The sequence below is a fragment of the Rhizobium sp. RCC_161_2 genome (assembly GCF_041355235.1).
GTDB lineage: Bacteria > Pseudomonadota > Alphaproteobacteria > Rhizobiales > Rhizobiaceae > Rhizobium.
In genome coordinates this window covers 49,099-71,773 of record NZ_JBFUPL010000007.1, presented here as the reverse complement: position 1 = coordinate 71,773, position 22,675 = coordinate 49,099, and the positions used below count along the sequence as shown (strand labels likewise).

Sequence of the window (22,675 nt, the reverse complement as noted above, 5' to 3'; positions counted from 1 at the left end):
GTGAATCATTTGCCGATGCAGAATTCCGAGAAGATCACATCGAGAAGATCCTCGACATCGACCCTTCCGGTGATCCGACCGAGACTATGCCCGGCCTGGCGAAGATCTTCCGCACGTATATCCAATCCTGCAGAGATGGCATTGACCGCTCGGGTCAAAGCCTCCAAGCTTTCGGCCAACAATGTCCGATGCCGCAAGCGACTTGGCAGCGCCAATGATAGAGAAGCAGAGCGCTCTTGGAGATCTTCGACCAATAGCTGATGCAGTTCCGCCAGACCAGCACCGGTGCTCGAGGAAATGCACAGATCATATCCCTTTCCCGCCGCCTGATGAATATCCGCTTTGGTTCCGATACGAAAAATCCGGCCGCCAAAACCAAGAAAATCGGTCTGCGCCTCAGTGCCGATCTCGGCGAGGGAGAGTATGACATCGGCTTCCGCCGCCGTTCTTAATGCACGCTTGATCCCTTCGCGTTCGATAACTTCCTCGGTTTCCCGCAATCCGGCGGTATCGTAGAGCCGAACAGCATAGCCCTCGATATTGAGATCGACATGCAGAACATCGCGCGTCGTGCCGGCGATATCGGTGACGATCGCCACTTCGCGACGCGCCAACGCATTCATTAGGCTGGATTTGCCGGCGTTGGGTGCGCCGGCAATAACGACTTTCAAACCGTCTCGCACGATCTCGCCGAAGCCGGCGCCGGCGAGATGCGCTGAGAGTTCCGCGCGCAGCTTCGCCATATCGTCCCAAACCATATCGGACACAGAACCTGGCACATCGTCCTCATCAGCGAAGTCCAGCTCCGCCTCGATCAGAGCACGAGCCCGCGTCAGGCGATCGGCCCATCCTTCGTACAGCTTGGAGAGACCACCGGCGGCGTGCTCTACCGCCAAACGGCGCTGCATTTCCGTCTCGGCGGCGATGAGATCGGCGAGACCTTCAACCTCGACAAGATCCATCTTGCCGTTTTCCATGGCTCGGCGCGAGAATTCGCCATGCTCGGCCAGGCGGCAACCCTCGATATTGGATAGTTCGTCCAGAAGAGCGGCAACAACGGCTTTGCCACCGTGAACCTGGATTTCCGCACAGTCTTCGCCTGTAAACGAGGCCGGCGCCGGGAAAACCAAAACCAGTCCCTGGTCGATCGTTAAACCGTTACGAGTCCGAATCGTTTTCAAAGTCGCCTGTCGCGGCTTCGGTAAAGTACCGGCCAGCGCTGCTACTGCGGCAAGCGCTTCCGGACCGCTAATCCGCACCACCGCGACACCGGCCGGAAGAGCACCGCTAGAAAGCGCAAAGATCGTATCGCCGATTGCATTCATCCAATTGATCCGCATCCGAATCGATTCCTGGCCTTATCAGCAAAGGGTCGATTTCTAACTATCATCCAATCTGATCAGGCTTCCGTCGGGCTAACTCAAAGCCGTTTGATGTTCCACGATATATGGATCACGAAAGCAAAGAATATCCCGTAGCCGAAGCATTCGTTGCGCGAGCAAAACTACCAACACCAACTCGATCTCAGTGCATGCTCCGAAGATTATAAACGAAATCGGGCCGCAAGCGCGACCCGATCCGTATTATCTCAGCCTCCGTCACCCATAAGTGACGGCCAATCCGATTCAAGATTAGGTGTTCATCGAGTCGAAGAAATCCGGATTGTTCTTCGTCTGCTTCAGCTTGTCGATCAGGAATTCGATCGCGTCGGTCGTGCCCATCGGCGCGAGGATACGGCGCAGGACGAAGATCTTCTGCAGATCCTGGCGCGGCACCAGCAGGTCTTCCTTACGCGTGCCGGACTTGAGGATGTCCATCGCCGGGAAGATACGCTTATCGGCGACCTTGCGGTCCAGGACGATTTCCGAGTTACCGGTGCCCTTGAATTCTTCGAAGATGACTTCGTCCATACGGCTGCCGGTATCGATCAGCGCGGTGGCAATGATCGTCAGCGAACCGCCTTCTTCGATATTACGGGCCGCGCCGAAGAAGCGCTTCGGGCGCTGCAACGCGTTGGCGTCGACGCCGCCCGTCAGGACCTTGCCAGACGAGGGAACGACGGTGTTGTAGGCACGACCAAGGCGCGTGATCGAATCGAGCAGGATGACAACGTCGCGTCCGTGTTCGACAAGGCGCTTGGCCTTCTCGATGACCATCTCGGCGACCTGAACGTGGCGCACAGCCGGTTCGTCGAAGGTCGAGGAGACGACTTCGCCGCGCACCGAGCGCTGCATATCGGTCACTTCTTCGGGACGTTCGTCGATCAGAAGAACGATCAGATAGCAATCAGGATGGTTAGCAGTGATCGAATGAGCGATGTTCTGCAGCAGGACGGTCTTACCGGTGCGCGGCGGCGCCACGATCAATCCGCGCTGGCCCTTGCCGAGCGGCGCGACGAGATCGATGACGCGCGACGACAAATCCTTGGTGGTGGGAACGTCGAGCTCCATACGGAAGCGCTCGTTCGGATAGAGCGGCGTCAGATTGTCGAAGTGGACCTTGTGACGGATCTTTTCTGGATCGTCGAAATTGATTGTGTTGACCTTCAGCAGCGCGAAATAGCGCTCGCCTTCCTTCGGTCCACGGATCGGTCCCTCGACAGTATCGCCTGTCTTCAGCGAGAAGCGGCGGATCTGCGACGGCGAAATATAGATATCGTCCGGACCCGGAAGATAGTTGGCATTGGCGGAACGCAGGAAACCGAAGCCATCCTGCAAAACCTCGACAACGCCTTCACCGATAATTTCAACATCCTGGCTGGCGAGTTCCTTCAGGATCGCAAACATCAGTTCCTGTTTGCGCATCGTGCTGGCGTTTTCGACCTCGAGCGATTCAGCAAAAGCCAGAAGATCGGTCGGGGATTTGTTCTTAAGTTCTTGAAGCTTCATTTCAGCCATGAAGGGAATTACTCTATTTTAGAAGGGGAAAGGCAATGTTGGTCGTATTCAGAGCCGCGATGGGGGATGTCGCGGGCGATAGAACTGATACATGCCACGAAGAAGAGATGGCGGGAAAATAGCGATTCAGTCAGCGCCCCGCAAGGGGGGCCGGCGAAATGAAGAAAATTTAACTTCAACGCCCGATCCTATCAGTTTCATGCGAACGGCTTCACCACCGCCAGAATGACGATCACAATCATCAACAACGTCGGGCCTTCGTTGACGAGCCGCCAATGACGGGCCGAATAGCGGTTATCATCGCGGGCAAAGGCCCGTACCGAACGGCTGAGATACATGTGAACGCCCGTCAGCAGCACCACAAGCCCGATCTTGGCATGCAGCCATCCGCCTTGAAAATCATAGACCGACCAGGCGAGATAGAGCCCGAAGATCCAGGTCAGCATCATCGCCGGCGTCATGATGCCCTTCAGAAGCCTGCGCTCCATCACCTTGAAGGTTTCGGATTGCTGCGAACCGGGCTCGGCATCGGTGTGATAGACGAACAGCCTCGGCAAATAGAGCAACCCCGCCATCCATGAGATCACCGAGATGATATGCAGCGCCTTGACCCAGAGGTAGAGGTCGGCAGGATGCCAGGCGAACAGGCCGATCGCCAGCGCCACGAACAGCAGGATCATGAAATAGGACCGTCGGCTGGCGCGGGCGCCAGCCGAAGCATCCGTCTGCTTTTCCGTCGGTTGCTCGCTCATGGCCTCAGCCCTTCCATCCTCGCACGCGCTCCACCAGTGCCGTGACATTGGCCGGATCGGCTTGCGGCGTAATGCCGTGGCCGAGATTGAAAATCAGCGGACCTTGACCCAGTTGCTCCAGGATTTCGTCAATGCCATCCTCCAGCGCCTTGCCTCCGGCAACGACACGCATCGGATCGAGATTACCCTGCACCGGTCCTTCGCGCTGCAATTCCTTGGCAAAGGCGAGCGGCACGGACCAGTCGAGACCGATCGCATCTGCACTCGTCTTCTGCCGATAGGTCTTCAGCTGATAACCGGCACCCTTGGCGAAAGCGATGATCCGCGCCTCCGGCCGCTGCGCCTTCACCGAAGCGATGATCCTTGCCACCGGCTTGACGGCGAAGGCTTCGAATTCCCTTTCGCCGAGCACGCCCGCCCAGGAATCGAAAATCTGCACCGCATCGGCGCCGGCATCGATCTGCGCCACGAGATAGGCGGCCGAGATATCGGCAAGCAGCATCAGCAGATGTTCGAATGCCTTCGGATGACGATAGGCAAAAAGTCGGGCAGGGGCCTGGTCCGGCGTGCCGTGGCCAGCAATCATGTAGGTCGCGACCGTCCAGGGTGCCCCGCAGAAACCGAGAAGTGTCGTCTCATCCGGCAGCTCTGCGCGCAGCCGCCGCAGGGTTTCCATGACCGGAGCGAGATATTCAACCACACCTTCCGCTTTCAATGCGAAAATGCCCGCCTCATCGATCGGATCCATTTGGGGGCCATGCCCCTCGGTGTAACGGACATTGCGGTTCAGCCCGTCAGGGATCACCAGGATATCCGAAAACATGATGGCTGCATCAAAGCCATAACGCCGGATCGGCTGCATCGTCACTTCGACCGCATGCTCCGGGCTGTAACAGAGATCTAGAAAGCTTCCAGCCTTCGCTCTGGTTTCACGATATTCCGGGAGATAGCGTCCCGCCTGACGCATCAGCCAGATGGGGGGAGGGGTCAGCGTTTCCCCGCTGAGTACCCTTAAAATCTTCCGGCTCGCACTGTTCACAGTCATCATCCCATATAAAAACAAAGATATATCTTAGGTTTCTATTTCTTAGAGTCTGTGACTATCAAGGATTAAAATCTATCCACGGCTGATCCAATTTGTCGCGCATCCACCGGCGGCTTTGCAAAAAGATCGGTCTCCGTTCGGGATATGTGGAAAAGAAAAACGTTAGATCAATCTTTCTAAGTGCTTGGCGCAGATTCCGTTTCGATCCTGTCTGGGGATAAACTGGGCAAACCTGATGCCTAAAATAGATTATCCACATTACCCACAAGCCCGGATGAAAGCCCTCCCGAAAAACCGAAATGTGGAAAAGTCGGAGGTTTTCCACTTGCCCCCGACGGGGCGGTTCCCGTACCTCTCTTCTCTCCCAAGATATCAACAGGTGATGGAAAGTAGCGTGGAAAACCGGACAAGCTTCTTTCATCTTCATCTGATTTCTGACTCAACCGGCGAGACTCTGATCTCCGCCGGGCGTGCTGCATCCGTTCAATTCCATGCCAGCCAGCCGATTGAGCATGTCTACCCACTGATTCGGAATCGTAAGCAGCTGCTGCCGGTTCTCGAAGCCATCGACCACAGTCCCGGCATTGTCCTCTATACGATCGTCGATCGCGAGCTTGCCGATTTCATCGACGAGCGCTGCCGGGAGATGGGCGTACCCTGTGTCAATGTGCTTGAACCGGTAATGAACGTCTTCCAGACCTATCTCGGCACGGCCTCGCGCCGCCGAGTCGGCGCCCAGCATGTCATGAACGCCGATTATTTCGCCCGCATCGAAGCCCTGAACTTCACCATGGATCACGATGACGGGCAGATGCAGGATGACTATAATGACGCCGATGTCGTGATTATCGGCATTAGCCGGACATCAAAGACCCCGACCAGCATCTATCTGGCTAACAGGGGGATCAAGACCGCCAACATCCCGATCATCGCCGGCGTGCCTTTGCCCGAAAGCCTCATCCAGGCCACCAGGCCGCTGATCGTCGGGCTGGTGGCAACCACCGACCGGATATCGCAAGTGCGCGAAAACCGCATTCTCGGGGCGACCACCGGCTTCGATCGAGGCGGCTACACCGATCGCGCCACCATCTCCGAAGAGCTGAAATATGCCAGGTCGCTCTGCGCCCGGCATAACTGGCCGATCATTGATGTCACGCGCCGCTCGATAGAAGAGACGGCGGCCGCCATTGTTGCCCTGCGACCGAAGCTGCGCTAAGCGCTGAATAGCATTCTATTTCCAGGGTTCGTCCGATCATGACAATGCCGCTCATCCTCGCCTCTTCCAGTCCGTTCCGGCGGATGCTGATGGAAAATGCCGGCCTGCATTTCCAGGCGATCGCGGCTGATATCGACGAGCGTACAATCGAGGCGCCTTTGGAGCGGGATGGCGCTAGGCCCGACGCCGTGGCGCTGGTGCTGGCCAAGGCCAAGGCGAAAGAGGTAAGCGACCGTTTTCCGGGATCGCTTGTCATCGGCTCGGATCAGACCATGTCGCTCGGCAGCCAGGTCTTCCACAAGCCGAAGACGATGGCAGAGGCGGAGAGCCATCTGCAGAGCCTGTCCGGCAAGACCCACCGCCTGAACAGCGGCATCGCGCTGGCGCTGAACGGCGATATCATCTGGGAGCATGTGTCCCACGCCGAATTGACGGTGCGTGATCTCTCGGCCGACTTCATCCATCGTCATCTGACCCGCGTCGGCGACAAGGCATTTTCGAGCGTCGGCGCCTATCAGCTCGAGGGCGAGGGGATCCAGCTCTTCTCCAAAATCGACGGTGATTATTTCACTATTCTGGGATTACCGATGCTGCCACTCCTGAAAAAACTTCGCGAATTGGGAGCCATCGATGGGTGATTCACGTGAAACACATGGGCCGAACGCCTTCGTCACCGGCTATCCGGTCAAGCATTCGCGCTCCCCGCTGATCCACGGCCATTGGTTGCGCACGCTTGATCTTGGTGGCAGCTATCGCGCTGTCGAAGTGAGGCCGGATGATTTTCCGGCTTTCATCGCAGCCTTGGAAGATCGATCCAGTGGCTTCGTCGGCGGCAATGTGACGATCCCGCACAAGGAGATCGCCTTCAAGCTGGCGGATCGGCCGGATGAATTGTCCGAGGAACTTGGCGCATCGAACACGCTCTGGCTTGAAGAGGGGCTGCTGCACGCGACCAACACGGATGGCCGTGGTTTTGCGGCCAATCTCGACGAGCGTCATCCGGGCTGGGATCGGACTGACCGGGCGGTGATCCTCGGTGCCGGCGGTGCCAGCCGTGCCGTCATCCAGGCGGTACGCGACCGTGGCGTCAACGAGATCCATGTGGTCAACCGCACCGTCGAGCGGGCACAAGAACTGTCCGATCGTTTTGGCGCGCATGTCCATGCCCATCCGATGGCAGCGCTGGGCGAGGTGATGCGAGGCGCCGGTCTTTTCGTCAACACGACCTCGCTCGGCATGGAAAACGAAGTTGCCCCGACAATCGATTTTTCGCCGCTCGCTGAAAATGCCGTGGTTACCGACATCGTCTATGTGCCGTTGAAAACCCCGCTGCTGGCCCAGGCGGAAGAACAGGGCTTCGCGACTGTCGACGGCCTCGGCATGCTGCTGCATCAGGCGGTGCCGGGTTTTGAAAAATGGTTCGGCAAGCGCCCCGTGGTCGACGAAGTGCTGCGCGCTCTGATTATCGTCGATATGGATAAGCACTGATGATACGCGTTGGCCTCACCGGTTCGATCGGCATGGGAAAATCGACCTCGGGCAAGCTGTTTGCCGAGGCCGGTATCACTGTCAACGATGCCGATGCGGTGGTGCATGATCTTTATAGCGATAACGGAGAAGCGGTTCCTTTGATCGAGGCCGCTTTTCCAGGGACGACGAAGAACGGAACCGTCGACCGGCAGGAGCTTGGCCGGCAATTGGGGCTCGATCCCTCCGGTTTCAAGCGTCTGGAAGCGATCGTTCATCCGCTGGTGCGTGAGCGCGAGCGGATATTTCTGGATCAGCAGCGCACTGCCGGCGCCGATATCGTCGTGCTGGATATTCCGCTTCTGTTCGAGACAGGCGCGGACAAAAGGGTCGATAGGATCGTCGTCGTCAGCTGCGATCCACAGCTTCAAAGAGAAAGAGTGCTTGCCCGGCCGGGCATGACGGAGGAAAGATTCAATATGATTCTCTCCCGCCAGACGCCGGATGCGGAGAAGCGGGCTCGGGCCGATTACATCATCGATACCAGCCACAGCATCGACACGACGCGGGAGCAGATAAGAGACATCATAGCGGACCTCCGGCGCCAATCGGCGGACGGCGGACCCACAGGCGGAGAGCCCTGACATGCGCGAGATCATCTTCGATACGGAAACCACCGGGCTCGATAACAGGGCAGACCGCATCATCGAAATCGGCGGCATCGAACTCTTCAATCACTTTCCGACCGGCAAGACCCTGCATCTTTATATCAATCCCGGCGACCGCAAGGTTCATCCGGATGCGCTGGCCGTGCACGGCATCACCGACGAGTCCTTGAAGGACAAGCCACCCTTTGCCGATGTCGCCGACGAGATCCTGGCCTTTTTCGAGGGAGCGAAGTGGATCGCGCACAACGCCACCTTCGACATGGGTTTCGTCAACGCTGAATTTAACCGGCTCGGCCGGCCACCGATCCTGCCCGACATGGTCATCGATACGTTGGCCATGGCGCGGCGCAAACATCCGATGGGGCCGAACTCGCTCGATGCGCTCTGCCGTCGCTACGGCATCGACAATTCCCACCGTACCCGCCACGGCGCGCTTCTCGACTCCGAATTGCTGGCTGAAGTCTATATCGAAATGATCGGCGGCCGACAGACGGCGCTTGGCCTCGGCAGCAGCAACGGCCAGTCCGCGCGCTCGCGCCGGAATGATGAAGTTGAAGAGGTCGTCGCGGATATTCTGGCGCGGCCCCGGCCCTTGCCGGGCAGGGTGAGCGAGACCGAAGAGGCCGCTCACGCCGCCCTGGTCGCCAAGCTTGGCGAAAAGGGCATCTGGTCGAAATACCGCGCCTCGAATTAACGGATTGCCGACAATAAAAAATGCCCGGACATTGATCCGGGCATTTTCATTTCCAGCGATGGAATGGCCCGAACGCTTAGTTCGGAACCGCGGAAACCTGGCCACGGGCCTGTTCTTCGGCCATGCGCTGCGTGAACATCTGCGCGAAATCGATCGGGTCGATCATCAGCGGCGGGAAGCCGCCATTGCGGGTGATGTCGGCGATGATCTGACGGGCGAAGGGGAACAGCAGGCGCGGGCACTCGATGAAGAGCAGCGGCAGCATATGCTCCTGCGGGAAGCCGGTAACGCGGAAGACGCCGCCATAGACCAGCTCGGTATGAAAGAGCACCCGATCGCCATCCTTGGCTTCGGCATTCAGCGTCAGCACGACGTCGAAATCGGAATCCGACAGCGGATTGGCGTTGACGTTGACATTGATGTTGATATCGGGAGCGTTTTCCCGGGCCTGCAGCGAGCGCGGCGCACCTGGATTTTCGAAGGAAAGATCCTTGGTGTATTGAGCAAGGATGGTAAGGCTCGGGCTGGCTGCGCCGTTGCTGTTTTCGTTGGCCATGGGGTTTCCTCTGACGTCAATGGGTGTCGCCATCTAGCATTTCGAATAAGGGCTTACAACCCTCAAGGCCCAGGCGATTCCCGGCCCCTTTGCCTTACTCTTCAAGGCGCTTGCGGTCCGACCAGGGCGAGTTGCGATTGGGCTCGCGATGAAAATCGGTCTCGTCCAGATCGACGACCTGGCCAGGCGTCGACGGCCGGGGCTGAGGGCCGGGACCCGCATTCGAGCCGGGGCCTTGTCCGGTTCCGCGCCTGAACGGGCGCGTGCTGCCGAGAACGACGATACGTTTGCGCAGGACCGTCCATGCGAGTTCGCGCACGGCGGGAATGAAGAGCAGCAAGCCGATAATATCGGAAATGAAGCCCGGGAGCATCAACAGAAAGGCGGCAACGACGATCATGGCGCCATGCACCATCTCGCGGCCAGGATCGCCGCCATTGCGGCTTTCGGCCGAAATGCGCTGCAGGATGCCGATACCCTGGATTCTAAGAAGGGCAGCGCCCAGAAGTGCGCTCAGGATAACCAGCGCCAATGTCGCCCAGACGCCAAGCATTTTGCCGACGACGATAAATCCGGCGATTTCGGCAAGAGGCATCAAAAAGACGAAGATGGGAACAAGGGATAGGCGCATGTTAGGGTGTCCTGGAAAGCGGGCGTATCTCTGACTTAGCATGATTTGGCTCGAAAACCGCGTCACACTTTAGGGGATCATGCTAAAGCGTTAGTCCATCGCATATAATAAAGATACCGGTCCGCTATTTGAATGATAGATGGATGCGGACTATATGGGGAATGAAACTCTTAATTTTAATGGTGGTTCCGACACGAGATGGGTGCAAACGACTTTGTGACGATCTTTTTCCTGGTGGCGGCGGTGCTGATTTTCTTTCAGCTGCGCAGCGTCCTTGGCCGCCGCACGGGGAATGAGAAGCCGCCGCGCGATCTCTATGGTTCGCCCGATCAGGCTACCGGCCCGACTGTGCCGGATGCCGGCAAGGTGGTGACCTTGCCGCGCCGCGATGCGACCGAGGATGAGGACCGCTTCGCCGCCATCGACGCCTTCACGGCAGCCGGCACGCCGCTCAATGATTCGCTGCGCGAATTGAACAAGGCCGATCCGAGCTTCAACCCGAAGGAATTCGTCAACGGCGCCCGTATGGCTTACGAGATGATCGTCATGGCGTTTGCCGATGGCGACCGTAACGCGCTGAAGGGCCTGCTGTCGCGCGAGGTCTATGAAGGCTTCGATGCCGCCATCACCGATCGTGAGGCCAAGGGCGAAAAGGTGAAGTCCACCTTCGTCGGCATCGACAAGGCCGACATCGTCAGCGCCGAGATGAAGGATACGGAAGCTCTGGTGACGATGCGCATCGTCAGCCAGATGATTTCGGCGACTTACGACAAGGCCGGTACGCTGATCGATGGCGATGCCGAGTCTGTGGCGGAGATCAGCGATGTCTGGACCTTTGCCCGCGACAGCCGCTCGCGCGACCCCAACTGGAAACTCGTGGCGACCGAATCCGAACAATGACGACCGCATCGAAGGATTTTAGGCTGGAGCCGGCAACCTTCGCCGATCTGAAGGGCTGGGGGGATGATGATCCCTCCAGCCTTTTTCGTGCCATGCGGGACTGTCGGACCCATGTCCGCGACGTAAAGCCCTATCGCACCGGTGCCGCCGGCCTGACTGCCGATGATCTTCTGACCCTTCTCGACGATGCCGAAGGCTACGAGCCGCGTGATGCGGCCGAGGCGCGTGCCTTTTTCGAGGAGCGATGCCAGCCATTTTTTATCCGTCGTAGCGATGGCGGCCGAGGTTTCGTCACCGCCTTTTTCGAGCCGGAAATTATTGTTTCCGCGACGCGGGACGAGACCTATTGCTATCCCTTCTATCGCCGGCCGGATGATCTGATCGATCTCGACGACGCCAACAGGCCGGCGGATCTGGATCCGTCCTACATGTTCGGCAGATTGAAGGATGGGGCAATCTCCGCCTATCCCGACCGGGGTGAGATCGATCGCGGTTATCTGGAGGGCAGGGGTCTGGAGATCGCCTGGGCGAAGTCCAAGGTCGATGTCTTCTTCGTGCATGTGCAGGGCGCTGCACGGCTGCGCTATCCCGATGGGCGCATGGGCCGTATCACCTATGCCGCCAAGGCCGGTCACCCTTTCTCAGCCGTTGGCCGTCTGCTCATCGAGCGTGGCCTGCTCGACCGTGCCACGATCTCCATGCAGACGATCCGCGACTGGCTCTACGCTCATCCGCAGGAAGTCGACGAGGTCCTGTGGCATAACCGGTCCTATATCTTTTTCCGTGAGGCCGATGTCAGCGATCCCGCGCTCGGGCCGATCGCAGCGGCGAAGGTGCCGCTGGTTGCCGGCCGTTCGCTGGCGGTCGACCGGCTGATCCATACCTTCGGCTTTCCCTTCTTCATCCAGTCGGAGAGCCTGACCCATCTCGACGATGGCCAGCCCCTCGCGCGGCTGATGCTCGCGCTCGATACCGGTTCGGCGATCGTCGGCCCGGCGCGTGGCGATATCTTCACCGGTTCCGGCTACGATGCCGGGGAGCTTGCCGGTACCGTGCGCAACGACGCGGATTTTTATATATTGGTTCCGAAGGCGGCAGCTCAGAGGTTTGGCTGATGGCCCCAGAACGCAGAAGCCCAGAAGGCAAAAGCAAAGAACGAAAGCTCAGCACGGATGAGCGTATCCTCTGGGGCAAGGTGGCGAAAAGCACCCGGCCCATGCCCGGGCGCCAGGCCGACATGGAGGCTTTCGACGACATTCTGGCGGCAGAGGCAAGGGCGGAAGAGACCGCGCGCGCCGAAAAGGCGAGGGTTACTCCGACAGCCGCGGATCCGCAAACTCCGCCATTGCCAGCAAAGCAGCCGTCCGGCACGCATCATCCATTGGAGCGGCCGGTCAAGCGCAAGATCGCCAAGGGCCGGCTGGCGCTGGAGGCGCGGATCGACCTTCACGGGCTGATCCAGAGCGAGGCGCATGTGATGCTTCTGGATTTCCTGTTCCGGGCGCATGAGCGCGGCCTTCGCCATGTGCTCGTCATCACCGGCAAGGGCAGCTCCATGGGCAGCGACGGCGCCTTGAAGCGGGCCGTGCCGCTGTGGTTCTCCAAGCCGGAATTCCGCTTCCTGATTTCTTCCTACGAGACGGCGGCGCAGCACCATGGCGGCGACGGCGCCCTCTATATCCGGCTGTCGCGGCCGAAGGGGGACAGGCCGTGACTCCTTTCGGCGAAGCGGTCCGGAAACTCAGGGCGCGCAAGGGTGTCTCGCAGAAGGACATGGCGGCAGCACTGAATGTTACGCCGGCTTATTTATCCGCCCTGGAGCATGGAAAGCGCGGTACGCCGACCTTCGATCTGCTGCAGCGCATCGCCGGATATTTCAACATTATCTGGGATGAAGCCGAGGAATTGTTCCTTCTGGCGCGCTTCTCCGACCCGCGCGTCGTGGTCGATACCTCGGGTCTGGCGCCGGAATATACGGCGTTTGTCAACCGCTTGGCGGGACGGATTCGCAATCTCGATGCGACCACGATCGGGGAACTGTCCCTGGTTCTGGAAAATGCCGGAAAAAGGGGCTGAAAACCGCCTTAATCCCCTGTTTTATACCCCATATAGGGGCCTTCCGTTTGGAAGTTGCGGACGAAACATCCTATATTCAGGGAAAGAAAAACTGCTGATTCGGTAGCGATCGGCGGTGTTCTCTAAAACACTGGAAAGACTTCAATAAATGACCGACATATCCGTAACCGAAAACGACGGCAATGCCGAGTATGGCGCAGACAGCATCAAGGTCCTGAAGGGTCTTGACGCCGTGCGCAAACGTCCCGGCATGTACATCGGCGACACGGATGACGGTTCCGGTCTGCATCACATGGTTTACGAAGTCGTCGACAACGCCATCGACGAGGCGCTCGGGGGTTATGCCGATCTCGTCACCGTCACGCTCAATCCGGATGGTTCGGTGACGGTCACCGACAACGGTCGCGGCATCCCGACGGATATCCATACCGGCGAAGGCATCTCGGCGGCTGAAGTCATCATGACCCAGCTGCATGCCGGCGGTAAATTCGACCAGAATTCCTACAAGGTCTCCGGCGGTCTGCACGGCGTCGGCGTTTCCGTCGTCAACGCGCTGTCCGTCTGGCTGAAGCTGAAGATCCGCCGTCAGGGCAGGATCAACGAAATGAGCTTTACACACGGCGTCGCCGACGCGCCGTTGAAGGTGACCGGCGATGCCGGTAGTGAGACCGGTACCGAAGTCAGCTTCATGCCGAGCTCGGAAACCTTCACCATGACGGAATTCGACTATAGCACGCTGGAGCATCGCCTGCGCGAGCTCGCGTTCCTGAACTCCGGCGTCCGCATTCTGCTCACCGACAAGCGCCATTCCGACGTCCGGCAGGAAGAGATGCTCTACGACGGCGGTCTTGAGGCTTTCGTCAGGTATCTCGACCGCGCCAAGAAGCCGCTGGTCGACAAGCCGGTCGCCATTCGCAGCGAAAAGGACGGCATCACCGTCGAAGTGGCGATGTGGTGGAACGACAGCTACCACGAAAACGTGCTTTGCTTCACCAACAACATCCCGCAGCGCGACGGCGGCACGCATATGGCCGGCTTCCGTGGCGCGCTGACGCGCCAGATCACCTCCTACGGCGAATCATCGGGCATCACCAAAAGGGAAAAGGTGACGCTGACGGGTGATGACTGCCGCGAAGGTCTGACGGCGGTGCTGTCGGTGAAGGTGCCGGACCCGAAATTCTCCTCGCAGACCAAGGATAAGCTGGTTTCCTCCGAAGTACGCCCTGTGGTCGAAAGTCTCGTCAACGAAGCGCTCGGCACCTGGCTGGAAGAACATCCGGCCGATGCGAAGGTGCTGGTCGGCAAGGTTGTCGAAGCCGCCGCTGCCCGCGAAGCCGCCCGCAAGGCGCGTGAACTGACGCGGCGCAAGGGCGCCCTCGATATCGCCTCGCTGCCCGGCAAGCTCGCTGATTGCTCCGAACGCGATCCGGCCAAGTCCGAAGTCTTCCTCGTCGAGGGCGACTCGGCAGGCGGTTCGGCCAAACAGGGCCGCTCGCGCGAAAACCAGGCGATCCTGCCGCTGCGCGGCAAGATCCTCAATGTCGAGCGCGCCCGTTTTGACAAGATGCTGTCGAGCCAGGAAATCGGCACGCTGATCACGGCGCTCGGCACCGGTATCGGCAAGGACGAGTTCAACGCCGACAAGCTGCGCTATCACAAGATCATCATCATGACGGACGCCGACGTCGACGGCGCCCATATTCGCACGCTGCTACTCACCTTCTTCTTCCGCCAGATGCCCGACCTCATCGAGCGCGGCCATCTCTACATCGCCCAGCCGCCGCTCTATAAGGTGACGCGCGGCAAGTCGGTGCAGTACGTGAAGGATGAGAAAGCATTCGAGGAATATCTGATCGGCCAGGGTCTGGACGATGCCAGCCTGAAGCTCGGCACCGGTGAAGTCCGCGCCGGCGAGGATCTGCGCGAACTCATCTTCGATGCCCTGCGCCTGCGCACGCTGCTCGGCAACCTGCATTCGCGCTACAATCGCGCTGTCGTCGAACAGGCGGCAATCGCCGGCGCTCTCAACGCCGAACTCGTCAGCGACCCGGCGCGTGCCGAAGGTCTGGTGAAGGATGTCGCGAGACGGCTTGATATTATTGCCGAGGAAACCGAACGTGGTTGGACCGGTGCCGTGACCGGCGAAGGCGGCCTGCGTTTCGAGCGCATGGTGCGCGGCGTCAAGGAAGTCGTCGTTCTCGACATGGCGCTGATCGGTTCACAGGATGCGCGTCTGATCGATCAGGTCGGCTCGCGCCTTAAGGACGTCTATGACCAGCCGCCGAAGCTCGCGCGCCGGGATGGCGAGACTGAGATTTCCGGCCCGGGCATGCTATTGGAAACCGTCTTTGCCGCCGGCCGCAAGGGCCTCACCATGCAGCGCTACAAGGGTCTCGGCGAGATGAATGCCGAACAGCTCTGGGAAACGACGCTCGATCCGAACGCACGCTCGCTGCTGCAGGTGAGGGTTCCCGACGCGACCGATGCCGATGGCCTGTTTGCGCGCCTCATGGGCGACGAGGTTGAGCCGCGGCGCGAATTCATCCAGGACAATGCGCTGAACGTCGCAAACCTCGATATCTGATCGTCGCAATACCGACGAAAGAAAAAGGCCCACCTGGTTTTCAGGCGGGCCTTTTCATTTCGAGATCAATTACTTGGCGATGAAAATACCGTTGAAAGCAACTTCGGAAAGCGGCTTGCGGTCGTTCGGGGTTTCGCGTTCCCGGAGCTTTTCCGGAAGCTGGTTCTTGTCGCCGATCTTGCCGATTGCAACCGCCGTCTCGACGCGGAAGCCTTCGGGAATACCGAGAACTTCATAGGATTTCTCGACATGGAAACCGCCCATGCCATGGGCTGCGTAACCGGCCAGGTGCGCTTGCAGCGCCAGGAAACCCCAGGCCGTGCCGGCATCGAAGGAGTGGCTGTAGCTGGGCTTCTGTTCGGCCGAACCAAGCTCGCCGCTATGCGTGCGCGAGACGACGAAAAGCAAGGCGGAGGCCGACTTCGCCCAACCCTGGTTGAATTCGATCAGCAGGCTCAAGAACTTGTCCCAGTTCTCCGAGCCGCGCAGTGCGTAGACGAAGCGCCAGGGCTGTAGATTCGACGCGGACGGCGCCCAATGGGCGGCTTCCAGAATGGTCAACAGGTCGGCTTCCGGCATGGTTTCGTTGGAATAGGCGCGCGGCGACCAACGGTCGAGGAAGAGCTTGTCGATCGGATATTGCGATTCGCGGTTGTTGCTGGACGTCATAAAGGGTCTTTCATCTGAAGGAGGCTGTCGCTGAGCTGTGGGGAGGGTCGACGACAAGCCCTGGGGGATACGCGTGAAACCTATACCTTGCTCGTATCCGCCGTCCAGACCACGTCGAGCTCTTCGCGGAAGGCGAAGCGCTTGAGGTGATCGGCCACGACGTTCTGCATGCGGTCGAGGTCCTGCGGATTTTCGACATGCAGGGTCATCAGCAGTGAGGAGGCATCCGCCGCCAATTCAAGCGAGGTCTCGGGGTTGAAGGGAACCGTGCCGGCGGTCTCGTTGAATTCAATGGTGAATTTGTGGCTCCAATGCTTGCAGAGCTGCTGCAGGTAGCGGCTGGCATGATCGGTTTTCACGGATGAAACGGAGGTGGGCATGCGGCACTCCAATAACTGGAATTTGAACGACAGGTTTTCCTACATAGTCGCATCCGGCTCTGCCAGGTAGACAGTCTGCTTCAACATTCCGTTATTTTAGAGAGAGCCGATCTCGGCGGTGGCCAGCGATCGCGCTTTTCTGATACTCGACCATCTCCCAAAACCGGTCTAAGGTCCGCCTCGTTTCGGTGGAACGGAGGCCGTCATGGACTGGGAGGAGTTTCGGCGCTGGTCGGAAAAGGCGGCGGATTGGGGCGCGGATTATCGTGCATCGCTCCGCGACCGGCCGGTCAGGGCACAGACGGCACCTGGCGAGATCGCAGCGCATATCGCTGATTCCCCACCTGAATCCGGCGAATCCATGGAGGATATCTTCAAGGATTTTGAGGATATCCTCGTGCCCGGCATGACCCATTGGCAGCATCCGCGCTTCTTCGCCTATTTCCCAGCCAATGCGGCGCCGGTCTCGGTTGTCGCCGAATATCTGGTCAGCGCCATCGCCGCTCAATGCATGCTTTGGCAGACCTCGCCGTCGGCCACAGAACTCGAAACCAAGGTGGTCGACTGGCTGCGGCAGGCGCTCGGCCTGCCTGACAGTTTTACGGGCGTCATCCAGGATTCCGCCTCGACGGCGACGCTTGCCGCCGTGCTGGTGATGCGCGAAAGGGCGCTCGACTGGCAGGGTAACAGCAAGGGTCTAACGGCCAACAAGACCGTGCGGATCTATTCCACCGATCAGGTCCACACCTCGATCGATCGCGCCATCTGGATATCCGGCATCGGTGCGGACAATCTCGTTCGCATCCCCTCCAGCGGCCCGAATAGCGCCATGGATCCGCAGGCACTGGCGGCGGCAATCGAGCGGGATCGCGTCGCGGGCCTGCTGCCGGCCGGCGTAATCGCCTGTGTCGGTGGCACCAGCATCGGTGCCTGCGACGATATCGCCGCTGTTGTCGATGTCGCGCATGCTCATGGTCTTTATGTGCATGTCGACGCCGCCTGGGCCGGTTCGGCGATGATCTGCCCGGAATTCCGCCCGCTATGGCAGGGCGTCGAGCAGGCCGATTCCATCGTCTTCAATCCGCATAAATGGCTCGGCGCCCAGTTCGATTGTTCGGTGCAGTTCATCCGCGAGCCGGAATCGCTGGTGCGGACGCTGGCGATCCATCCGGAGTTTCTCCGCACCCACGGTCATGACGGCATCACCAATTATTCCGAATGGTCGGTGCCGCTTGGGCGCCGTTTCCGGGCGTTGAAACTTTGGTTCCTGCTGCGTTATCATGGGCTTGAAGGCTTGCGGACGATGATCCGCAATCATGTCGCCTGGTCGCAGGATTTGGCAAAGCGCCTGGCGGCGGAGCCGGATTTCGAGATCGTCACGGAGCCGTTCCTGTCGCTGTTTTCTTTCGACCATAAGGCACCTGACGGCGTCGCTCAGGAGAGCCATACCCAGCGCCTGGTCGCTGCGATCAACAATGACGGCCGCATCTATCTGACGCAGACGCGGGTCGGCGGCCGGCTGGTCATCCGTTTTCAGGCCGGTCAGTTCGAGACGACGGCGGAGGACATCGATGTGGCCTTTGCGACGATTGTTGAGATTGCGCGATCTTTGCCGTCCACATAGGAAAGGCTGTTGTTCCGGCGCGGACAAACAGGACGTGCTATGTTCCGAAATCGATTGATGACACTGGTGAATAAGTCGTTCATATATGGTGAAATCAGTCTCGTCTTTTAAAATGCAGGGAAGGAAGACCTATGAAATTGTTGCGTGTTGGCGCGGCCGGCAAGGAAAAGCCGGCGCTTCTGGATAGCGATGGCAAGATCCGCGATCTTTCCGCGCATGTCGCCGATATCGGCGGCGAGGCGATTTCGCCTGCCGGACTCGCGAAAATCGCTGCGCTCGATCCGAAGAGCCTGCCGGAATTGGCTGAAGGCCGCATCGGCGCCTGCGTTGCCGGCACCGGCAAGTTCATCTGCATCGGCCTGAATTTCTCCGACCACGCCGCCGAAACCGGCGCTACGGTGCCGCCGGAGCCGATCATCTTCATGAAAGCGACCTCGGCCATCGTCGGCCCGAACGACAATGTGCTGATCCCGCGCGGCTCGCAGAAGACCGACTGGGAAGTCGAGCTTGGCGTCGTCATCGGCAAGACCGCCAAATATGTCAGCGAAGCCGACGCGCTGGATTATGTCGCCGGCTATTGCGTCTCGCATGACGTTTCCGAACGCGCCTTCCAGACGGAGCGTTCCGGACAGTGGACCAAGGGCAAGTCCTGCGACACCTTCGGTCCGATCGGCCCCTGGCTCGTCACCAAGGACGAAGTCGCCGATCCGCAGAATCTCGGCATGTGGCTGAAGGTGAACGGCAAGACGATGCAGGACGGCTCGACCAAGACCATGGTCTATGGCGTTGCCTATCTCGTCTCCTACCTCAGCCAGTTCATGTCGCTGCATCCGGGCGACGTCATCTCCACCGGCACGCCTCCGGGCGTCGGCATGGGCATGAAACCGCCGCAGTTCCTGAAGGCCGGCGATGTCGTCGAACTCGGCATGGAAGGCCTCGGCTCGCAGCGCCAGACCTTCCTCGCTGACGCCTGATAGTCGGTGCGTTAAGGTTTTGAGACCATTCTGGATGCCGGGGAGCCCGTTCCCCGGCATTTTTGCTGGTTGGTGCGATGCAAAATTAATGTTGCCTTGCAGCAAAAAATGCTATCTTAGCTTGAGGGATGAGGGCCACGCGTGGGGAGCGGTCTTTATCCGATTGTGCAGCGTGTTGGGGAGCACGTTGCGGAGGACGCAGTAACGCTTAAAGGCGCATTTAAGCTTTCTGGAAATCGCTGATTTTCGAGGCTTTGCACCCGCTTCTCGAGAGGAGACGCTTTCCGATGTTTTATCAGTTCTATGAACTCAATCATGCCGCCTTGGCGCCGTTCCGCGCCGCCGCCGACATGATGCGCCTGGCCTATGCCAATCCGCTCAATCCGCTCTCCCATACGATGCTTGGCCGCACGATGACGGCAAGCCTGGAGATCTTCGAGCGCACGACGAGGCGATATGGTAAGCCGGAATTCGGGCTCCCTGAAACTTTGATCGACGGCAAGCCGGTTTCGGTCCATGAAAAGGTCGTCTGGAAGAAGCCCTTTTGCAATCTGATCCATTTTGAGCGCAGCCTGCCCGCCGGTCATGGCAGCGATCCGCGTATCCTGATCGTCGCGCCGATGTCTGGCCACTATGCGACGCTGCTGCGCGGCACCGTCGAAGCGCTGCTGCCGAGCGCCGACATCTACATCACCGACTGGATCGATGCCCGCATGGTGCCGATGACTGAAGGCACCTTCGATCTTGAGGATTACATCGATTATGTCATCGAGATGCTGCACCATCTCGGCCCTGACACCCATGTCGTCGCCGTCTGTCAGCCCTCCGTGCCGGTTCTGGCCGCTGCCGCGGTGATGGAAGCGGCCGGCGATCCGCTGTCGCCCTCCTCCATGACGCTGATGGGCGGGCCGATCGACACGCGCATCAATCCGACGGCCGTCAATCAACTCGCCAAGGACAAGCCGCTGGAATGGTTCGCCGACAATGTCGTCATGAATGTGCCCTGGCCGCAGCCGGGCTTCATGCGGCCGGTCTATCCCGGCTTCCTGCAGCTCTCCGGCTTCATGTCGATGAACCTCGACCGGCACATGATCGCTCACAAGGACTTCTTCGTGCACCTCGTCAAGAATGATGGCGAGCCGGCGGAGAAGCACCGCGATTTCTACGACGAATATCTGGCGGTCATGGACCTGACGGCGGAGTTCTATCTGCAGACGGTCGAGGAGGTCTTCATCAAGCACGCGCTGCCGAAGGGTGAGCTGATGCATCGCGGCCAGCGCGTCGATCCCGCAGCGATCCGCAACGTGGCGCTGCTGACGGTCGAGGGAGAGAACGACGATATCTCCGGCGTCGGCCAGACCGGGGCGGCGCAGACCATCTGCACGAATATTCCCGACGACATGCGGATGCATTACCTGCAGCCCGATGTCGGCCATTACGGCGTCTTCAACGGTTCACGCTTCCGCCGCGAGATCGCGCCGCGCATTATCGCCTTCACCCGCGAGCACGCCCGCACAGCCAAGCCTGTCATCAAGCGCGTGATCAAGGGCGGCAAATCCGCCTGAGATGGCAAAGAATTAGCTTTTGTTGAATTATCGGGCCGGATTCAAGCACTTGTCCGATTTCCCTGGCAAATACCATTGAAGGCTCACGAAGAGGTTACCATCTCGATTCCAGCGGTTCGGTATGTGGCCGGACCGGCTTTTTACTGCGAGGATACCTCACGATGAACCAGTCAGCATTGCTTCGTCCGGATTGGACTCCGGCCACCATTGCTCTGATGGTGCTTGGCTTCGTGGTCTTCTGGCCGCTCGGTCTCGCCATGCTAGCCTATATTCTCTTCGGCGAACGCCTGAGGGATTTCAAACGGGATGTGAACGAAAAGGCCGACGGCGTGTTTAGCGGCTTCTCCGGTTGTGGTCGCCACCGCGGCCGTCACCGCGCCCATTTCACCACCGGCAACGTCGCCTTCGACGATTGGCGCCGTGCAGAGCTGGAGCGCCTTGAAGAAGAACGCCGCAAGCTCGATGAAATGCGTGCTGAGTTCGACACCTATGTCCGCGAGCTTCGCCGCGCCAAGGATCAGGACGAATTCGACCGCTTCATGCGCGACCGCAACAACGTCAAGCGCAATGACGATAACGGCCCGGCGCCGGAATTTCAGACGCCGTAATCGATAGCCAACTTCCCAATAAAACCGGCATCCGACGATGCCGGTTTTTCTTTGCCAGAAACCCGAGCGAATCGTATAAAACTGCTGTCCATGTTTCCGCTTCTGTCCAGATCCCGCCGATCCGCTCCCCAGCCGCCTGCGCCGGAAACGCGCACGCTGGAGGTGGCCGGCCGGCTGATGCCCCTGACGATCCGCCAGAATGAACGGGCGACGCGGATCACGCTCCGCATCGAGCCGGGCGGACGGGCGCTGAAGATGACCATTCCGCGCGGTCTTGCGGCGCGTGAGGTCAACGCCTTCCTCGACCGGCATCAGGGCTGGTTGCTGACCAAGCTCGCGAAATTCTCCACCGAAAGCAGCCTCAGGAGCGGCGGCGAAATCCTTCTGCGCGGCATCCGCCATCGCATTGAGCACACCGGCACCCTACGCGGCTTGACCGAGGCGACTGTTATCGACGGCGTGCCGGTCCTGCGCGTCAGCGGCATGCCGGAACATGCCGGCCGGCGCATCGCCACTTTCCTCAAGAAGGAGGCCCGGGCCGATCTGGAAAGGCTGGTAAAGGTGCATGCCGGTGCGATCCGCGCGCCTGTCTCCTCGATCAGCATGAAGGATACCCGCAGCCGCTGGGGCTCCTGCTCGTCCGAGGGAAATCTGAGCTTCTCCTGGCGCATCGTCATGGCGCCGCCGCTGGTCATCGACTATCTCGCCGCCCACGAGGTCGCGCACTTGCGCGAAATGAACCATGGCCCGCGCTTCTGGGCGCTCTGCCGCAAGCTCTGCCCGGAGATGGACGAGGCCAAGGCCTGGCTGAAACGCCACGGCAGCCACCTGCATGCGATCGACTTCGATTGAGTGAGCCGATCCGCTGCATTTGAATGCTTAAATCGGAGTTTTTAAATAGCAAGTCCGCTTGTTTGGATTGAGCTGGCGTCAACATTGTTGCGTTGTCATAGCCCTCAAGCGCTTCGATCGGAGAGTTCGCCAGTAGCGAAAAATATTTACTATATGCAAATATTTTGTTGATCTAATAAAAGAAATTTATTATATTGGATTATCGTATGCTGAAAAGGGGATAGCCATCATTCTTTGAGGTCCCGCAAGGGACCTTGTGGAAGGAAAGAACCTTCTGATTTCCCGCCGGTAGGTGCCTCGTACATAACGGCAGGGACGTGCCCCGATGGCGGGGCACGAGTACTTGCAGGGTCTCCCGTTCTCGCCCCGTTTCCAAGCCTTGATGGCGCTCCAGCAATTCCGCTGGGGTGGCTTGGAAAGGATCTAAACGATGGAAACATCGAAGCATATCGATCGAGAACGACGGCGGATGAAACTGAAGACTCGGAAGAGTTGGCTTAAAAGCTTGATTGTTCCG

23 protein-coding genes are annotated in these 22,675 nt (G+C 59.3%); 15 read left to right on the top strand and 8 right to left on the bottom strand.

Annotation, left to right across the window (positions count from 1 at the left end):
* Positions 1-5: 5 nt before the first annotated feature.
* From mnmE to hemE, 4 genes are all read right to left on the bottom strand, one after another.
* Positions 6-1,340, bottom strand: a complete 1,335-nt coding sequence (mnmE, locus tag AB6803_RS18775; RefSeq protein WP_371110315.1) for a tRNA uridine-5-carboxymethylaminomethyl(34) synthesis GTPase MnmE — start codon at positions 1,338-1,340, stop codon at positions 6-8.
* Between the two features lie 291 nt (positions 1,341-1,631).
* Positions 1,632-2,897: a transcription termination factor Rho gene (gene rho, locus AB6803_RS18770; RefSeq protein WP_371110314.1), complete on the bottom strand. Its 1,266-nt coding sequence runs from the start codon at positions 2,895-2,897 to the stop codon at positions 1,632-1,634.
* 197 nt (positions 2,898-3,094) lie between these two features.
* Positions 3,095-3,649 carry a protoporphyrinogen oxidase HemJ gene (hemJ, locus tag AB6803_RS18765; protein ID WP_371110313.1) on the bottom strand — a complete coding sequence of 185 codons (555 nt, stop codon included), beginning with the start codon at positions 3,647-3,649 and terminating at the stop codon, positions 3,095-3,097.
* Between the two features lie 4 nt (positions 3,650-3,653).
* Positions 3,654-4,694, bottom strand: a complete 1,041-nt coding sequence (gene hemE, locus AB6803_RS18760) for a uroporphyrinogen decarboxylase (protein WP_371110530.1) — start codon at positions 4,692-4,694, stop codon at positions 3,654-3,656.
* A 394-nt stretch (positions 4,695-5,088) separates the two neighbouring features.
* On the opposite strand from hemE, the gene AB6803_RS18755 reads away from it, so the two are divergent.
* Genes AB6803_RS18755 through dnaQ form a run of 5 tightly spaced genes read left to right on the top strand, consistent with a single transcriptional unit; the run spans position 5,089 to position 8,739 of the window.
* Positions 5,089-5,910 carry a pyruvate, water dikinase regulatory protein gene (locus AB6803_RS18755; protein ID WP_007698683.1) on the top strand — a complete coding sequence of 274 codons (822 nt, stop codon included), beginning with the start codon at positions 5,089-5,091 and terminating at the stop codon, positions 5,908-5,910.
* Between the two features lie 38 nt (positions 5,911-5,948).
* The gene (locus AB6803_RS18750; protein ID WP_371110312.1) at positions 5,949-6,548 is read left to right on the top strand and encodes a Maf-like protein; all 600 of its coding nucleotides are present in this window, start codon (positions 5,949-5,951) and stop codon (positions 6,546-6,548) included.
* Positions 6,541-7,398 (top strand): shikimate dehydrogenase, encoded by an 858-nt coding sequence (locus AB6803_RS18745; protein ID WP_371110311.1) that lies wholly within the window; start codon positions 6,541-6,543, stop codon positions 7,396-7,398. The genes AB6803_RS18750 and AB6803_RS18745 overlap by 8 nt, the downstream gene beginning before the upstream one ends.
* Positions 7,398-8,021: a dephospho-CoA kinase gene (gene coaE / locus AB6803_RS18740; RefSeq protein WP_371110310.1), complete on the top strand. Its 624-nt coding sequence runs from the start codon at positions 7,398-7,400 to the stop codon at positions 8,019-8,021. The genes AB6803_RS18745 and coaE overlap by 1 nt, the downstream gene beginning before the upstream one ends.
* A 1-nt stretch (position 8,022) precedes the next feature.
* A complete protein-coding gene (dnaQ, locus tag AB6803_RS18735) occupies positions 8,023-8,739 on the top strand; it encodes a DNA polymerase III subunit epsilon (RefSeq protein WP_371110309.1) in 717 nt (238 codons plus the stop codon).
* Between the two features lie 76 nt (positions 8,740-8,815).
* Here the strand turns inward: dnaQ and secB are convergent, their stop codons facing one another.
* Together secB and AB6803_RS18725 are read right to left on the bottom strand one after the other, a co-directional pair.
* A complete protein-coding gene (secB, locus tag AB6803_RS18730) occupies positions 8,816-9,295 on the bottom strand; it encodes a protein-export chaperone SecB (protein ID WP_371110308.1) in 480 nt (159 codons plus the stop codon).
* Between the two features lie 94 nt (positions 9,296-9,389).
* On the bottom strand, positions 9,390-9,926 hold the full coding sequence (locus tag AB6803_RS18725) for an FxsA family protein (protein ID WP_371110307.1): 537 nt from the start codon (positions 9,924-9,926) through the stop codon (positions 9,390-9,392).
* 198 nt (positions 9,927-10,124) lie between these two features.
* Between AB6803_RS18725 and AB6803_RS18720 the strand changes: the two genes are divergently transcribed.
* From AB6803_RS18720 to gyrB, 5 genes are all read left to right on the top strand, one after another.
* A complete protein-coding gene (locus tag AB6803_RS18720) occupies positions 10,125-10,826 on the top strand; it encodes a Tim44/TimA family putative adaptor protein (RefSeq protein ID WP_371110306.1) in 702 nt (233 codons plus the stop codon).
* Positions 10,823-11,941, top strand: coding sequence for a murein transglycosylase A (locus tag AB6803_RS18715; protein ID WP_371110305.1), 1,119 nt, complete (start codon positions 10,823-10,825; stop codon positions 11,939-11,941). The genes AB6803_RS18720 and AB6803_RS18715 overlap by 4 nt, the downstream gene beginning before the upstream one ends.
* A complete protein-coding gene (locus tag AB6803_RS18710) occupies positions 11,941-12,540 on the top strand; it encodes a Smr/MutS family protein (RefSeq protein WP_371110304.1) in 600 nt (199 codons plus the stop codon). Before AB6803_RS18715 ends, AB6803_RS18710 begins: the two co-directional genes overlap by 1 nt.
* Positions 12,537-12,902 carry a helix-turn-helix domain-containing protein gene (locus tag AB6803_RS18705; RefSeq protein WP_371110303.1) on the top strand — a complete coding sequence of 122 codons (366 nt, stop codon included), beginning with the start codon at positions 12,537-12,539 and terminating at the stop codon, positions 12,900-12,902. The genes AB6803_RS18710 and AB6803_RS18705 overlap by 4 nt, the downstream gene beginning before the upstream one ends.
* Positions 12,903-13,050: 148 nt before the next feature.
* On the top strand, positions 13,051-15,486 hold the full coding sequence (gene gyrB / locus AB6803_RS18700; RefSeq protein ID WP_371110302.1) for a DNA topoisomerase (ATP-hydrolyzing) subunit B: 2,436 nt from the start codon (positions 13,051-13,053) through the stop codon (positions 15,484-15,486).
* Positions 15,487-15,555: 69 nt separating this feature from the next.
* On the opposite strand, the gene AB6803_RS18695 is transcribed toward gyrB, so the two are convergent.
* Both AB6803_RS18695 and AB6803_RS18690 read right to left on the bottom strand, forming a co-directional pair.
* Positions 15,556-16,155, bottom strand: a complete 600-nt coding sequence (locus AB6803_RS18695) for a nitroreductase family protein (RefSeq protein ID WP_371110301.1) — start codon at positions 16,153-16,155, stop codon at positions 15,556-15,558.
* A gap of 80 nt (positions 16,156-16,235) precedes the next feature.
* Entirely contained in the window at positions 16,236-16,535 is a 300-nt protein-coding gene (locus AB6803_RS18690) for a DUF2218 domain-containing protein (RefSeq protein WP_371110300.1), read from the bottom strand.
* A gap of 205 nt (positions 16,536-16,740) precedes the next feature.
* On the opposite strand from AB6803_RS18690, the gene AB6803_RS18685 reads away from it, so the two are divergent.
* The 5 genes from AB6803_RS18685 to AB6803_RS18665 all read left to right on the top strand — a co-directional run bounded on the left by AB6803_RS18685 (position 16,741) and on the right by AB6803_RS18665 (position 22,158).
* Complete coding sequence (locus AB6803_RS18685; RefSeq protein WP_371110299.1) at positions 16,741-18,159, top strand: aspartate aminotransferase family protein; 1,419 nt, start codon at positions 16,741-16,743, stop codon at positions 18,157-18,159.
* Positions 18,160-18,290: 131 nt separating this feature from the next.
* Positions 18,291-19,133, top strand: coding sequence for a fumarylacetoacetate hydrolase family protein (locus tag AB6803_RS18680; RefSeq protein ID WP_153369381.1), 843 nt, complete (start codon positions 18,291-18,293; stop codon positions 19,131-19,133).
* 287 nt (positions 19,134-19,420) lie between these two features.
* A complete protein-coding gene (locus tag AB6803_RS18675) occupies positions 19,421-20,698 on the top strand; it encodes a polyhydroxyalkanoate depolymerase (RefSeq protein WP_371110298.1) in 1,278 nt (425 codons plus the stop codon).
* 161 nt (positions 20,699-20,859) lie between these two features.
* Positions 20,860-21,306, top strand: coding sequence for a DUF2852 domain-containing protein (locus tag AB6803_RS18670; RefSeq protein ID WP_371110297.1), 447 nt, complete (start codon positions 20,860-20,862; stop codon positions 21,304-21,306).
* A gap of 90 nt (positions 21,307-21,396) precedes the next feature.
* Positions 21,397-22,158, top strand: a complete 762-nt coding sequence (locus AB6803_RS18665; RefSeq protein WP_371110296.1) for a M48 family metallopeptidase — start codon at positions 21,397-21,399, stop codon at positions 22,156-22,158.
* Positions 22,159-22,675 lie beyond the last annotated feature (517 nt).